Annotated in this window: 10 protein-coding genes and 6 tRNA genes; 9 read left to right on the top strand and 7 right to left on the bottom strand. The window is 70.7% G+C overall.

The window, feature by feature from the left end:
• Positions 1 to 84: 84 nt before the first annotated feature.
• Entirely contained in the window at positions 85 to 1,725 is a 1,641-nt protein-coding gene (locus ABD369_RS16490) for a hypothetical protein (protein WP_344637155.1), read from the top strand.
• A 75-nt stretch (positions 1,726 to 1,800) separates the two neighbouring features.
• On the opposite strand, the gene ABD369_RS16485 is transcribed toward ABD369_RS16490, so the two are convergent.
• Both ABD369_RS16485 and thrS read right to left on the bottom strand, forming a co-directional pair.
• Positions 1,801 to 2,361: an HIT family protein gene (locus ABD369_RS16485; RefSeq protein WP_344637154.1), complete on the bottom strand. Its 561-nt coding sequence runs from the start codon at positions 2,359 to 2,361 to the stop codon at positions 1,801 to 1,803.
• 86 nt (positions 2,362 to 2,447) lie between these two features.
• Positions 2,448 to 4,427, bottom strand: a complete 1,980-nt coding sequence (gene thrS, locus ABD369_RS16480; RefSeq protein WP_344637153.1) for a threonine--tRNA ligase — start codon at positions 4,425 to 4,427, stop codon at positions 2,448 to 2,450.
• Positions 4,428 to 4,706: 279 nt separating this feature from the next.
• On the opposite strand from thrS, the gene ABD369_RS16475 reads away from it, so the two are divergent.
• Positions 4,707 to 5,480 carry an exonuclease domain-containing protein gene (locus tag ABD369_RS16475; RefSeq protein WP_344637152.1) on the top strand — a complete coding sequence of 258 codons (774 nt, stop codon included), beginning with the start codon at positions 4,707 to 4,709 and terminating at the stop codon, positions 5,478 to 5,480.
• Between the two features lie 60 nt (positions 5,481 to 5,540).
• Here the strand turns inward: ABD369_RS16475 and ABD369_RS16470 are convergent.
• Together ABD369_RS16470 and ABD369_RS16465 are read right to left on the bottom strand one after the other, a co-directional pair.
• Positions 5,541 to 5,612: transfer RNA gene (locus ABD369_RS16470), tRNA-Val, on the bottom strand.
• Between the two features lie 215 nt (positions 5,613 to 5,827).
• A tRNA-Val gene (locus tag ABD369_RS16465) sits at positions 5,828 to 5,899 on the bottom strand.
• A 467-nt stretch (positions 5,900 to 6,366) separates the two neighbouring features.
• Here ABD369_RS16465 and ABD369_RS16460 point away from each other — a divergent pair.
• From ABD369_RS16460 to ABD369_RS16450, 3 genes are all read left to right on the top strand, one after another.
• Positions 6,367 to 6,780 carry an SsgA family sporulation/cell division regulator gene (locus ABD369_RS16460; RefSeq protein WP_030056266.1) on the top strand — a complete coding sequence of 138 codons (414 nt, stop codon included), beginning with the start codon at positions 6,367 to 6,369 and terminating at the stop codon, positions 6,778 to 6,780.
• Positions 6,781 to 7,205: 425 nt separating this feature from the next.
• Complete coding sequence (locus ABD369_RS16455) at positions 7,206 to 7,775, top strand: CGNR zinc finger domain-containing protein (protein ID WP_344637151.1); 570 nt, start codon at positions 7,206 to 7,208, stop codon at positions 7,773 to 7,775.
• Positions 7,776 to 7,838: 63 nt separating this feature from the next.
• Positions 7,839 to 8,342, top strand: a complete 504-nt coding sequence (locus ABD369_RS16450; protein WP_344637150.1) for a DsbA family protein — start codon at positions 7,839 to 7,841, stop codon at positions 8,340 to 8,342.
• Between the two features lie 80 nt (positions 8,343 to 8,422).
• Here the strand turns inward: ABD369_RS16450 and ABD369_RS16445 are convergent, their stop codons facing one another.
• The 3 genes from ABD369_RS16445 to ABD369_RS16435 all read right to left on the bottom strand — a co-directional run bounded on the left by ABD369_RS16445 (position 8,423) and on the right by ABD369_RS16435 (position 11,385).
• Positions 8,423 to 9,268, bottom strand: a complete 846-nt coding sequence (locus tag ABD369_RS16445) for a GNAT family N-acetyltransferase (protein WP_344637149.1) — start codon at positions 9,266 to 9,268, stop codon at positions 8,423 to 8,425.
• A 200-nt stretch (positions 9,269 to 9,468) separates the two neighbouring features.
• Positions 9,469 to 10,302 carry an aminotransferase class IV gene (locus ABD369_RS16440; protein WP_344637148.1) on the bottom strand — a complete coding sequence of 278 codons (834 nt, stop codon included), beginning with the start codon at positions 10,300 to 10,302 and terminating at the stop codon, positions 9,469 to 9,471.
• A gap of 27 nt (positions 10,303 to 10,329) precedes the next feature.
• The gene (locus ABD369_RS16435; protein WP_344637147.1) at positions 10,330 to 11,385 is read right to left on the bottom strand and encodes a chorismate-binding protein; all 1,056 of its coding nucleotides are present in this window, start codon (positions 11,383 to 11,385) and stop codon (positions 10,330 to 10,332) included.
• 344 nt (positions 11,386 to 11,729) lie between these two features.
• Between ABD369_RS16435 and ABD369_RS16430 the strand changes: the two genes are divergently transcribed.
• From ABD369_RS16430 to ABD369_RS16415, 4 genes are all read left to right on the top strand, one after another.
• Positions 11,730 to 11,802 (top strand) — tRNA-Gly (locus ABD369_RS16430).
• A gap of 38 nt (positions 11,803 to 11,840) precedes the next feature.
• Positions 11,841 to 11,914: transfer RNA gene (locus tag ABD369_RS16425), tRNA-Cys, on the top strand.
• Between the two features lie 33 nt (positions 11,915 to 11,947).
• Positions 11,948 to 12,019, top strand: a tRNA-Val gene (locus ABD369_RS16420).
• Positions 12,020 to 12,065: 46 nt separating this feature from the next.
• Positions 12,066 to 12,137, top strand: a tRNA-Val gene (locus tag ABD369_RS16415).
• The last annotated feature ends 20 nt before the right edge of the window (positions 12,138 to 12,157 follow it).

The following is a 12,157-nucleotide window of genomic DNA, read 5'->3' as shown; positions in this document are numbered from 1 at the left end:
GTGACAGCGGTTCAGACGATGATCCGCGCAGCACGGCGGCGGCACGGTACCCTGCGGCTGACAAGGGGAGGAGGGGGCACCACCGTGACCAAGCTGGACATGACACCGGGCGCGCAGATACCCCGCACGGACGTCGGACCACAGACCGCAGTCACCCAGCTGCTCTCCTCGGCGGCCTACCGCGACAGCGACTTCCGCGACCTAGGGGAGAAGCTCGGCGCCAAGATCAAGGAGGGCAAGTTCGCCCTTTTCCGGCCAAGTCTCGGCGAGGCCTACAGCCGCGCCCTGATCGACCGGACCCTGGCCGCCAAGCGCAACCCGCTGGTCCCGTCCTTCGGTACCGACACCCGGATGGTGGTCGAGCACTGCCTCGCCGCCGAGGATCTCCGAGGCGCCAGGGACCGCAAGCTCACCCTGGTCACCCTGGTCAGCGGACTGCTCTTCCTGCCGGGCGCGCTGATCTGGCTGCTCGCCTTCCAGAGCCGGGCCTGGCTGAAGAAGCGGAACCCGGCCCGTGAGGGCTTCTACGGCACCGTCGCGCTGCTGGTCGCCGGTGGACTGGCCCTGCTCTTCGTGCTGCGGCCGCCGATGAGCGGGCTGCTCGCCCAGTACTTCCGGCTCATGATGGTGGCGCCCGTCGTCGGCTGGTTCGTCGCCAAGCGGATCGTCCTGCGCAGCACCGAGGACCTGCGCTCCCGCTGGGGAGCCCTGGTCGAGGGCAGCGCGATAGCCGCGACCGTCCCCAAGGCCGTCCCGCGCGACGACCTGGACAAGAAGGCCAGCACGCTCCGCGCCCAGCTGGAGCGGCTGACCGCCGAGCAGGACACCAACATCCAGCACTACGCCGGCTCCAGGGGCATCCTCGGCGCCGGAATGCGCTGGGGCGTCTGGGAGATGGTCGAGGACCTGCGTCCGGCCGAGGGCCAGGTCGACTTCCGGACCTTCCACCCGTGGGATCTCACCCGCCGCATCGCCGACCGCCTCGGCGGCCTCGGCCGCAGCGAGATCTCCGACGGCGGGATGAGGCACGTCGCCATCCAGCAGTGGGTCGTGGTGGACATTCCGGAGGGCGCCGACGAGATCGGCCGCCCGGGCGGCCCCGAGATGGACGGCTACCGGATGCGCGACTTCGGCATCCAGTCCATCGCCAACCGGCAGACCCTCGGCACCGACACCCGGCACCGGCTGGCCACCCAGCTCGTGCTGCACAACGGCCAGTTGGTGACCACCACGGTGATCGGCGTCACCGTGCTCAGCAACACCCTGCGGGTCTCGGTGGCCGGCTACGCCCTCGGCCCGCTCAACGGGCTCTTCGGCGCCAAGCCCAAGCCCAAGGAGATCTCGGTCGCCAAGACCGGCAAGTTCTGGGAGGAGAAGACGGTCGTCCTGCCCCTGGTGGACAACGACGAGGTGGTCCGGCAGGCCGTCCGGGCGCCGTTCATGAAGCTGCCCACCCTGCTCACCTGGCTGGGTGGCAAGATCGCCCTGCCGGAGCCGTTCTCGCTCCGGGCCGCCTGGGCCGACCGCACCTGGACCAGCCGCTTCAAGTCCGACGACGTGATCTACAGTGCCACCCCGGTGGTCAACGCGGTACTCGCCGCCACCGTCGACTTCCTGGAGGAGCACGACGTCAACGTCGCCCGCTTCACCAACCGGACGGGCATCCTCAAGTCCGAGATGCAGGGCGTGCGCCCCTTCAAGGCCGACGTCTACGACGCCGGCTGACCACGGCCGCACGCCGAAGGGCTCGTACCGGAACCTCCCGGTACGAGCCCTTCGGCCTTGCCCCGTCAGGTCCGCTCAGCCCTGCGGCCAGACCTCGGCGAGCATCTTGCGGGTGTCCGCCAGCAGCTGCGGCAGCACCTTGGTGTGCCCCACCACGGGCATGAAGTTGGTGTCCCCGCCCCAGCGCGGCACCACGTGCTGGTGCAGGTGCGCGGCGATCCCGGCACCGGCAGCGGCGCCCTGGTTCATCCCGATGTTGAAGCCGTGCGCCCCGGAGGCCGCGCGCAGCGCCGTCATCGCCCGCTTGGTGAACTCGGCGAGCTCGACCGTCTCCGCCTCGTCCAGGTCCGTGTAGTCGGCCACGTGCCGGTACGGGACGACCATCAAGTGCCCGCCGTTGTACGGGTAGAGGTTGAGCACCGCGAACACGGCGCTGCCCCGGGCGATGATCAGCCCGTCCTCGTCGCTCAGCGACGGGATCGAGCAGAACGGGCAACCGTCATCGGGAGCCGGTCCGGTGGGCTTGTTCTCACCCTGGATGTACGCCATCCGATGGGGGGTCCAAAGGCGCCGGAAGCCGTCCGGCTCACCCACGCCCTGCTGCAGTTCCGGCTCACTCGTCATGCTGATCAGCATATTCTCCCGGGCAACCCCGCAAAGCCGTACGGGGCAGACTCATCAGAGCCTGCCCCGTACTAACCCCCGCTCACGCGGGGACCACGTCACACCTGGATACGGCGCTCCACCGCGTCGACGATCTCGGCGACGGCCTCGGCAACCGGCACCCCGTTCTTCTGCTCACCGTTGCGGTAGCGGAAGGAGACGGCACCGGCCTCGACGTCGTCGTTGCCCGCGATCAGCATGAACGGGATCTTGGCCTTCTGAGCGTTGCGGATCTTCTTCTGCATGCGGTCGTCCGAGGCGTCCACCTCGACCCGGATGCCGTGCTTCTTCAGCTCGGCCGCGACCTCCCGCAGGTACGGCACGTGCTCGTCGGTGATCGGGATGCCGACCACGGTGACCGGGGCCAGCCACGGCGGCATGGCACCCGCGTAGTGCTCCAGCAGCACCGCGAAGAACCGCTCGATCGAGCCGAACAGCGCACGGTGGATCATGACCGGACGCTGGCGGTTGCCGTCCGCGCCCTGGAACTCGAGGTCGAAGCGGTTCGGCAGCTGGAAGTCGACCTGGATGGTCGACATCTGCCAGGTGCGGCCGATGGCGTCGCGGGCCTGGACCGAGATCTTCGGTCCGTAGAAGGCCGCACCGGCCGGGTCGAGCACCAGCTCGAGGCCCTGCTTCTCGGCCGCGGCCCGCAGGGTCTCGGTGGCGATCTCCCAGTCCTCGAGGGCGCCGATGTACTTCTCCGGGTCGCGAGTCGACAGCTCCAGGTAGAAGTCGGTCAGACCGTAGTCGCGCAGCAGGTCCAGCACGAAGGTGAGCAGCGAGTCCAGCTCGTCGTGCATCTGCTCGTGGGTGCAGTAGATGTGCGCGTCGTCCTGGGTGAAGCCCCGGGCGCGGGTCAGACCGTGCACCACACCCGACTTCTCGTACCGGTAGACCGTACCGAACTCGAAGAGCCGCAGCGGCAGTTCGCGGTACGACCGACCGCGCGAGCGGTAGATCAGGTTGTGCATCGGGCAGTTCATCGGCTTGAGGTAGTAGTCGTGCTCGCCGTCGAGCTGCATGGGCGGGTACATGCCGTCGGCGTACCAGTCCAGGTGGCCGGAGAGCTCGAACAGGGTGCCCTTGGTGGCGTGCGGGGTGTAGACGAACTCGTAGCCCGCCTCCTCGTGCCGCTTGCGCGAGTAGTCCTCCATGACCCGGCGCATGATGCCGCCCTTGGGGTGGAAGACGGCCAGGCCCGAACCGATCTCCTCCGGGATGGAGAAGAGATCGAGCTCGGTGCCGAGCTTGCGGTGGTCGCGCTTGGCGGCCTCCTCGAGGAAGTCGAGGTGCGCCTTCAGCTCGTCCTTCGTCGGCCACGCGGTGCCGTAGATGCGCTGCAACTGGTTGTTCTTCTCGCTGCCGCGCCAGTACGCGGCGGCCGAGCGCATCAGCTTGAACGCCGGGATGTTCCGGGTGGTGGGCAGGTGCGGGCCACGGCAGAGGTCGCCCCAGCACCGATCTCCGGTCTTGGCGTCCAGGTTGTCGTAGATGCTCAGCTCGCCGGCGCCGACCTCGACGCTGGCACCCTCGCCGGCGGTGGCGGCGGAGCCCTTGAGGCCGATCAGCTCCAGCTTGTACGGCTCACCGGCCAGCTCCTCGCGGGCGGCCTCGTCGGTGACCACACGGCGGGAGAACCTCTGCCCGCGCTTGATGATCTCCTGCATCTTCTTCTCGATGACCTTGAGGTCATCGGGGTGGAAGGGCTTCTCGACGTCGAAGTCGTAGTAGAAGCCGTCCTTGATCGGCGGGCCGATGCCCAGCTTGGCCTCGGGGAAGATCTCCTGCACGGCCTGCGCCATCACGTGTGCGGTGGAGTGCCGCAGGATGTCGAGGCCGTCCTTGCTGGAGATCGCGACCGGCTCCACCTCCTCGCCGTCCTGGACGACGTACGCGAGGTCCTTGAGCTGGCCCGCGACCCGGGCGGCGATGATCGAGCGGTCGTCGGCGAACAGATCGGCGGCCGTAGTGCCCGTGGTCACCACGCGCTCTTCCCGATCGGGTTCGCGGTTGATGATTACCCGGACTTCCGTCACCGGTCTCTCCTGACATCCCTGTGCCGCAGCACTCTGCTGCGCGTGTCGATGGTACCGAGCCCGGCCACCCGACCGCGTACCCGTCCACCCGCCGATGGTCGACCACGTTCCGTGTCCGTTCGGCCACGGATCCCAAGAAACCTTCCCGCGGGCTTGCCGCCGGGCGGTTGAGGGTGCGTCAACTGCGGTATCACCAGGACAGAAACGCCGCCGCGCCCGGCGCGCCACCGGTCCTCGGTGGCGCGCCGGGCCACGCCCAGTGGCACCTGAGGGGCAGTCATGCAGCATTCTCAGCGCTGGTACGAGGGGCCGCTGGCCTCTTTCGACACCGAGACCACCGGCGTGGACGTCGAGACCGACCGCATCGTCTCGGCCGCCCTGGTGCTCCAGCCCTCCCCCGGCACAGCCGCCCGGACGGTGTCCTGGCTCGCCGATCCGGGCATACCGATCCCCGACGGCGCCCGCGCGGTACACGGGATAACCGACGCGCAGGTCCGCGCCCACGGCCGGCCTCCGCGCACGGTCGTCGCCGAGATCGCCCGCGCGCTCGGCGAACAGGCCAGGGCCGGCGTCCCCCTGGTGGTGATGAACGCCCCGTACGACCTGACGCTGCTCGACCGCGAACTGCGCCGCCACCGCGAGATCTCACTGCCCGACTCCCTGGGCGACGCCGAGCTGCTGGTGCTCGACCCCCGGGTGCTGGACCGCTACGTGGACCGCTACCGCAAGGGCCGCCGCACCCTCAGCGATCTCTGCGCCCACTACGGCGTCACCCTGACCGGCGCCCACGACGCCGCCGCCGACGCGGCCGCCGCCCTCGACCTCGTCCGCGCCCTCGGCTCCCGCTACGCCAGCCCGCTGGGCACGCTCTCCGCCGCCGAACTGCATCTGCGCCAACGGAGCTGGTACGCGGCCCAGGCCCGGGGACTGCAGAACTGGTTCGACCGCTCGGGCAGCACCGAACGCGTGGACTTCCACTGGCCGCTGCGCCCGGCCCGCTGCGGCTGCGGCCGCCGCCTCTCGTCGAACCACCGTTGCGAGGCCGCGGCCTGAATTCGCCGGAGACGACTCAGGCCCCGACCGGACTCCCGGTCAGGGCCTGAGTGTTGACGGTGGGCGATACTGGGATCGAACCAGTGACCCCTTCGGTGTGAACGAAGTGCTCTCCCGCTGAGCTAATCGCCCGTGGCAACGAGAAGAACTCTAGCACCACTTGGCTTCGGCTGCACAATCCGGCTCCGTACGGCCCGCGCCGACAGCCCCCCAGTTCCCTCCGGCCACAAGGATGCTGATAGTGAATCAGCTCACCCTTCAACAAGAAGCAGGCCAGCGGGAATGCAAAAAGATGTCGGGCCCCGACCATTTCCTGGTCGGGGCCCGACATCTGTGGTGCATTCCGGTGGGCGATACTGGGATCGAACCAGTGACCCCTTCGGTGTGAACGAAGTGCTCTCCCGCTGAGCTAATCGCCCGGGCACAGAAAGAACATTACCGCATCCGGACGGGTGCTCCGAACCACCCCCCTCGCACCGCCCCTGCCGGACCGGCCGACCGAGGCGGCCCCGGCCCGGGTCACCCCCGGGGCCCGGTCATCAGCAGGTCACCGCGGCAAGCCGACCGGGCGCCCCCTCTGCCCCCTCCCCCGACCCTCCGGATCCGCCCCCGCACTCAGCCCCGTCCCGCCCGCCGGGCCGAGCCGTCGGCCGGACCGGATTGTCGCTTCGCACAACCATGCGGCGGCCATCCGGCGAAAACCACCAGGCGTTGCCAAGCGCCCGGGCCCGCCGGGAGAGCCACCACGTTTCCGCAATGCGCCGGAAGGGGTACGACTCGCAGCTGAATCGGGACAGACGGGTTTACACCGGGCTTTCAGGTGGGATGGTCCGTTCGCCGACGTGCGATTCCCCGAGCGCACACTGAGCGAAAGGCCCTGGCGCTTATGAACACCACGGTCAGCTGTGAGCTGCACCTGCGCCTCATCGTGTCGAGCGAGTCGTCACTGCCCGTCCCCGCGGGCCTGCGCTACGACACTGCCGACCCCTATGCCGTGCATGCGACCTTCCACACCGGTGCCGACGAGACCGTGGAGTGGGTGTTCGCCCGTGATCTTCTTGCGGAGGGGCTCCATCGACCCACCGGGACCGGCGACGTCCGGGTGTGGCCCTCGCGCAGCCATGGACAGGGTGTGGTCTGCATCGCCCTGAGTTCTCCGGAGGGAGAGGCCCTGCTGGAGGCCCCGGCCCGGGCGCTTGAGTCCTTCCTCAAGCGGACCGACGCCGCCGTGCCGCCCGGCACCGAACACCGCCATTTCGATCTCGATCGAGAGCTGTCCCACATCCTCGCCGAGAGCTGACCGCCTCGGCGGTGGGGCCGTTACCCGACAGCGTCCGTCCTACTCGGGGGCACGGTCGCACTGTTCGCCGCCCACCAAGCGGCCTCGGGGCTCGTCCCGGTCACTCCACGGAGCGGCCGGCCCGACCTGTATCGGCGACGACGGAGGCGCCCGGCCACCGGTGCCGGTCATCCATGCGCGGATGACCGCTCACCAGGCCGGGCGCTTTCGTCACGACCCAGCACGGTCCGTACACCATCCGTCCCGGTCCGTCCGTACGGCACCGCCCCTATCCGATCCGGCAGCCTCGCGGGCGGCGCGCCGCACCCGGCCGCGGCGCCCCGGCAGCCGCGGACCTACGCCGTTCGGACAGCCCCGCCCGGTAGAGTCACGGGTGATGACCGACGCGGGAGGCCGGGGCCGCCCGCCGCGCGAGGAGTCCTCACGTGCTGATCACCCATGACACCGAGTGCTCGCTGAGCGTTCTGGTGGAGCTGCTCAACACCTCGCACGAGGCGTGTGGCAGCGAGCAGCTCCCGGATGTCGCCGCGCTCAGCGCCTTCGTGGTGCGCCAGGACATCAGCGAGGTCGACTCGCTCTCGCCCGCCGACCTGGCTGCCGTGCACCGCCTGCGGTCGCGGCTGCGCGAGGTGTTCTCCGCCGGTTCCACCGAGGAGGCGGCCGAGCTGGTGAACGCGGTGGTGGCCGCCGCCGGGACCACGCCCCGGCTCACCAACCACGACCAGCACGACTGGCACATCCACTACTTCGCCCCGCACGCGGCGATCGGTGACCACCTGGCGGCCGAACTCGGCATGGCGCTGGCCTTCATCGTGATGGCCGGGGAGCGCGAGCGGCTGCGCCGCTGCGAGGCCCCCGACTGCGCCCGGGTCTTCGTGGACCTCTCGCGCAACCGCTCCCGCCGCTACTGCGACAGCCGTACTTGCGGCAACCGGCTGCACGTGGCGGCGTACCGCGCGCGGCAGCGGTCGGCGGAGACCGTACCGACCGGCTGAGCCCCGTCGGGCGGCGCCTGCCGGGGATCGGGCGGACGGCGGGCCGGATGACAGACTGGGCCCATGATCGAAGGTTCTCTCCCCCGCCTCGAGTTCTGGTGCGAGCTCCAGTGCCCGGACTGCCGCGCCGCCCTGGACGACGTACAGGCACTGCGTGACCGGTACGGCGACGCGCTGCCCATCGAGCTGCGGCACTTCCCGCTGGAGAAGCACAAGCACGCGTACGCGGCGGCCCAGGCGGCCGAGGAGGCGTTCGCCCAGGGCAATGGGTGGCAGTACGTGACGGCGCTGCTGGCCCGGGTCAAGGAGCTGGACAAGGGCGGGGAGAAGCTGCTGGTGCAGGTCGCCGCCGAGGTCGGGCTGGATGCCGAGGAGGTCGACACCGCCCTGGTCGACGGCCGGCACACCTTGATCGTGGACGCCGACCAGGCGGAGGGGAAGGCGATCGGCGTCACCGGCACGCCGACGTACGTGATCGCCGGACAGCGTCTGGACGGCGGGAAGAGCCAGGACGGGCTGCTCGAGCGGATCGTCGCCATCATCGAGGAGCAGCGCGGCCGGGCCTGAGTCCCGCCGCTTCGTCGTCGCCCCGGGCCCGGTCACGTCTTCGGTGACCGGGCCCGCCGCCTTTCGCGGCCCTCCGGCCGTCAGAGCAGTGACTTGCCGAGGACGCGGTGGGTCACCCGGTAACCGAGCGAATCGTACAGACCGGTCGCGACAGTGTTGCTGCTGAAAACGTTGAGGCCCAGATCGCGGACTCCGGCGGCGAGGCACTCGCGCTCGGCCAGCAGCATCAGGGCCCGGCCGTAACCCCGGCCGCGCTGCTCCCTGTCCACCTCGACGGTCATCACCCAGGCCAGCGGGGCGCCGTTCGCAAGGACGCTCTGGCGCAGGGCCACCCAGAGGCTTCCGAGCGGGGTGCCCTCCGGGTCGTACAGGCGGCGCAGGGCGACGTCCGGGGTGGCCGGTCCCTGCGGCAGCAGGTGCTGGTGGTCGGTGTCCGACTTGGCCCGCGCCTGTTGCTCGGTGAGGCCCGAGGCGCCGAGGTCGTGCAGATAGCCGGCCTTGGCCCGGGCGAGCCAGTCGTCGAACTCGGCCTCGCCGATGGGCCGGGTGGTCAGGCCGGCGGCCGGCAGGTCCGGGGCCCGGTCGAGGTGTTTGGCCATGTTGCGCATCCGCTCGGTGTAGCCGAGGGCTTGGGCGAGGCGGATCGCGGCGGTCGCCTCGGTGGGGATCCGCACGTCCACCCTGCTGCAGTCCCAGCCGCGCAGCACCTCCTCGGCGGCGAGCGCGCCGACGGTACCCCGCCCGCGCCCGCGGCCGTCGGTCACCTCGAGCTCGGAGATCTCGCCCCACCACTGGGTGCCCCAGGGCAGGGCGGTGGTGCGAAGGCCTCCGACGGGGCGGCCGTTGACGCAGATCTGCCAGCGGCGGCTGCGGCCGCCGCCCGGTACGGGCTCCTCGGGGCGCTCGGGGCGCAGCGTGGTGGTCATGGGGGCTCCCTTCCCCGTTGCCGTGGCTCTCTACCCGGGCGTCTGCCGGCCCGGCCTGCCCCGGGTGTGCGGTGGAATCGCCGAGGGGCGTGTGGAGCTGCGTGGCGGGCCCGGTGTGGAGTGCGCGGTCGCTCGCCGGGTTCTGCGGTGCCGACGGTCCTGCCGTGTCGTCGTTGACCGGGGGCGGGGGCGCTGCCCGGTCACGGGTCGAGGTCGTCGGCGCTGCGTTCGGCGAACTGCGTCATGGCCTTGAGGGTGATCGGGCCCGGGGTGGGGGCGAGGTGGCGGTCGTCGACGCGGGTGACGGCCTGGACGTCGCGGGTGGTCGAGGTGAGGAAGACCTCCTCGGCCTGCCGGAGGACGTCGAAGGGGAGGTCGGCCTCTTGGGCGCCGGTCCAGTCGATGACCAGTCGGCGGGTGATCCCGGCGAGGCAGCCGGAGCTCAGCGCGGGGGTGAGCAGCCGGCCGTCCAGGACGACGAAGATGTTGGAGCCGGTGCCCTCGCAGAGGTTTCCGGCGGTGTTGGCGAAGACCGCCTCGGAGGCGTCGTCCCGGTGTGCGGCGGCGAGGGCGACCACGTTCTCGGCGTAGGAGGTGGTCTTCAGGCCTGCGACGGCGCTGTGTTCGTTGCGGCGCCACGGCACGGTCCGGACCGCCGTGGTGTCGGGCCGCCGGGTGGCGCCGCCGAGGGCGACGACCAGGCTGGTGGGGCCGGTGCCGCGTTCGGAGCCGAGCGGGGAGATCCCGCCGGTGTAGGTGATCCGGATCCGGGCGAACGGCACGGGGTCGGCGTGCAGGACCTGTGCCACGGCCTCGCGGACCTGGTCATGATCGGGGTCGGGCAGGCCGAGGCCGCGGGCGGAACGGGTGAGCCGTTCCAGGTGGCGGGTGAGTGCGAAGGGGCTGCCGTCCACCGCCTTGACGGTCTCGAACACGCCGTCGCCGACGGTGAGTCCGTGGTCCAGGACGGAGATCACGGCATCGCCGCTCTCGGTCAGGGAGCCGTTCACCCAGATTCTGGTCGGACTCGGCATGACGGCAGCTCCTCGGGGCCGGCGGGGTCAGCAGGTACCGGTGCCCGACGCTATCCCGACCAGGCGGGCCGCCTTGAGTTCGGTCTCGTCCCATTCACGCTCGGGGTCGGAGCCCCAGGTGATCCCGGCGCCGGTACCGAACCTGAGGACGGGGTGGCCGCTGCTCCGGTCGAGCCAGAACGTCCGGATGCCGACGGCGAGTTCGGCTTCGTCCCGGTCCGCGTCGACCCAGCCGACCGCACCGCAGTACGGGCCGCGGGGGGCGGTCTCCAGGGCGTCGATGATCCGCAGTGCGCTGGACTTGGGGGCGCCGGTGACCGAGCCGGGCGGGAAGGTGGCGGCGAACAGCTCGGGCCAGCCGGCGTCCTCGCGGAGGGTGCCTTCCACGGTGGAGACCAGGTGCACCAGCCCCGGGTGCTTCTCGACCACGCAGAGGTCGGGGACGGTGACGGTGCCCGTGGCGCAGACCCGGCCGAGGTCGTTGCGGACCAGGTCCACGATCATCACGTTCTCGGCGTGGTCCTTTTCCAGCAGATCGTGCTCGGTGCGGCCGGTGCCCTTGATCGGCCCGGAGGAGACCGTGTGGCCGGTGCGGCGCAGATAGAGCTCCGGCGAGGCGGTGGCGATCTCGACGCCGTGTTCGGGGAGCCGGATCGTCCCCGCGTACGGGGCGGGGTTGCCGTGGGCGAGCAGGCCGGTGAGGGCGTCGATGTCGCTGCGGGCCGGGTCGGGCAGCGGCGCGGACAGCACGCGGCAGAGGTTGGCCTGGTACACCTCGCCCGCCGCGATGTGTTCGCGGATGCGGCGCACCCCGGCCGTGTAGGCGTCCCGATCGAGGGAGCTGTGCCAGCCGTCGGCCCCCGGGCCGAGCCAGCCCTCGGTGCGCGGTGGAGCCGGGTCGGGGCGGACGTCGTCGAAGCGGGCGCAGGTCAGCCGGCCCTCGAAGTCGTACGCGACGGCCCAGAACCCGCTGGAGTCGAGCGCGGCCGGGTCCGAGGTGACCTCGCGCAGTCCCGTCGCCAGGCGGCCGCCGAAGCGGGCCATCGGGGCGGCGGGATCGAGGGAGCTGGTGCGGCCGGACACGGTTCTCCTGCGCGGATCGGATGCTGTGCTGCCCGGGTGCGGGCACGGGGGCGGGTTTTGGGTCGGTGGCTGAAGTGTAGGTCGGCGGGGGCGGTCGGCGCGGTCCGCGGGAGGTCCGGCCGACCGCCGGCCTCCGTTCCGCCGCAGGTCATCCCGGAGGTGGTCGGCGAGCGCGGCACGCTCCGCCCTGGCGGGGCCTCGCCGGGCTGACGGAACACCATCTGCCTCCGCCCCGACGGCACGCTTCCGGAGGCGGAATTTGAGCTGGCCGAGGTTTCCGCTAAAGTTCAACACGTCGCCGGGACACGGAGCCGCAGGAAAGCGGTGAAGGGCCCGGGAGACAGGCGGACGTGGCTCAGTTGGTAGAGCATCACCTTGCCAAGGTGAGGGTCGCGAGTTCGAATCTCGTCGTCCGCTCGATGGAGAACAGGTAGGATCGTTCTCCTCAGTTGCCTGGTGGAGTGGCCGAGAGGCGAGGCAACGGCCTGCAAAGCCGTGTACACGGGTTCAAATCCCGTCTCCACCTCCAAGAGGTCCCCCTGGTTCGCCAGGGGACCTCCCCGCGCGATTAGCTCAGCGGGAGAGCACCACCTTGACACGGTGGGGGTCACTGGTTCAATCCCAGTATCGCGCACCTTCGGCTTCCCTTTTTGGGGCCTGGCGTAGCATCGCCTTACCGGGCGCGATTAGCTCAGCGGGAGAGCACCACCTTGACACGGTGGGGGTCACTGGTTCAATCCCAGTATCGCGCACTCGGATCCCTCGGGGTCTG

This window comes from Kitasatospora cystarginea (assembly GCF_039533515.1).
Lineage (GTDB): Bacteria > Actinomycetota > Actinomycetes > Streptomycetales > Streptomycetaceae > Kitasatospora > Kitasatospora cystarginea.
Note: the sequence above shows the minus strand (reverse complement) of the source record. Positions and strands in the feature narration are given on the sequence as shown.

Bases quoted from the DNA above. Each gene is read 5' to 3' on its own strand.
- ABD369_RS16445 (WP_344637149.1), bottom strand. From the start codon at position 9,268: ATGACCACCACGCTGCGCCCCGAGCGCCCCGAGGAGCCCGTACCGGGC.
- ABD369_RS16460 (WP_030056266.1), top strand. From the start codon at position 6,367: ATGAACACCACGGTCAGCTGTGAGCTGCACCTGCGCCTCATCGTGTCG.
- ABD369_RS16450 (WP_344637150.1), top strand. From the start codon at position 7,839: ATGATCGAAGGTTCTCTCCCCCGCCTCGAGTTCTGGTGCGAGCTCCAG.
- ABD369_RS16485 (WP_344637154.1), bottom strand. From the start codon at position 2,361: ATGCTGATCAGCATGACGAGTGAGCCGGAACTGCAGCAGGGCGTGGGT.
- ABD369_RS16440 (WP_344637148.1), bottom strand. From the start codon at position 10,302: ATGCCGAGTCCGACCAGAATCTGGGTGAACGGCTCCCTGACCGAGAGC.
- ABD369_RS16475 (WP_344637152.1), top strand. From the start codon at position 4,707: ATGCAGCATTCTCAGCGCTGGTACGAGGGGCCGCTGGCCTCTTTCGAC.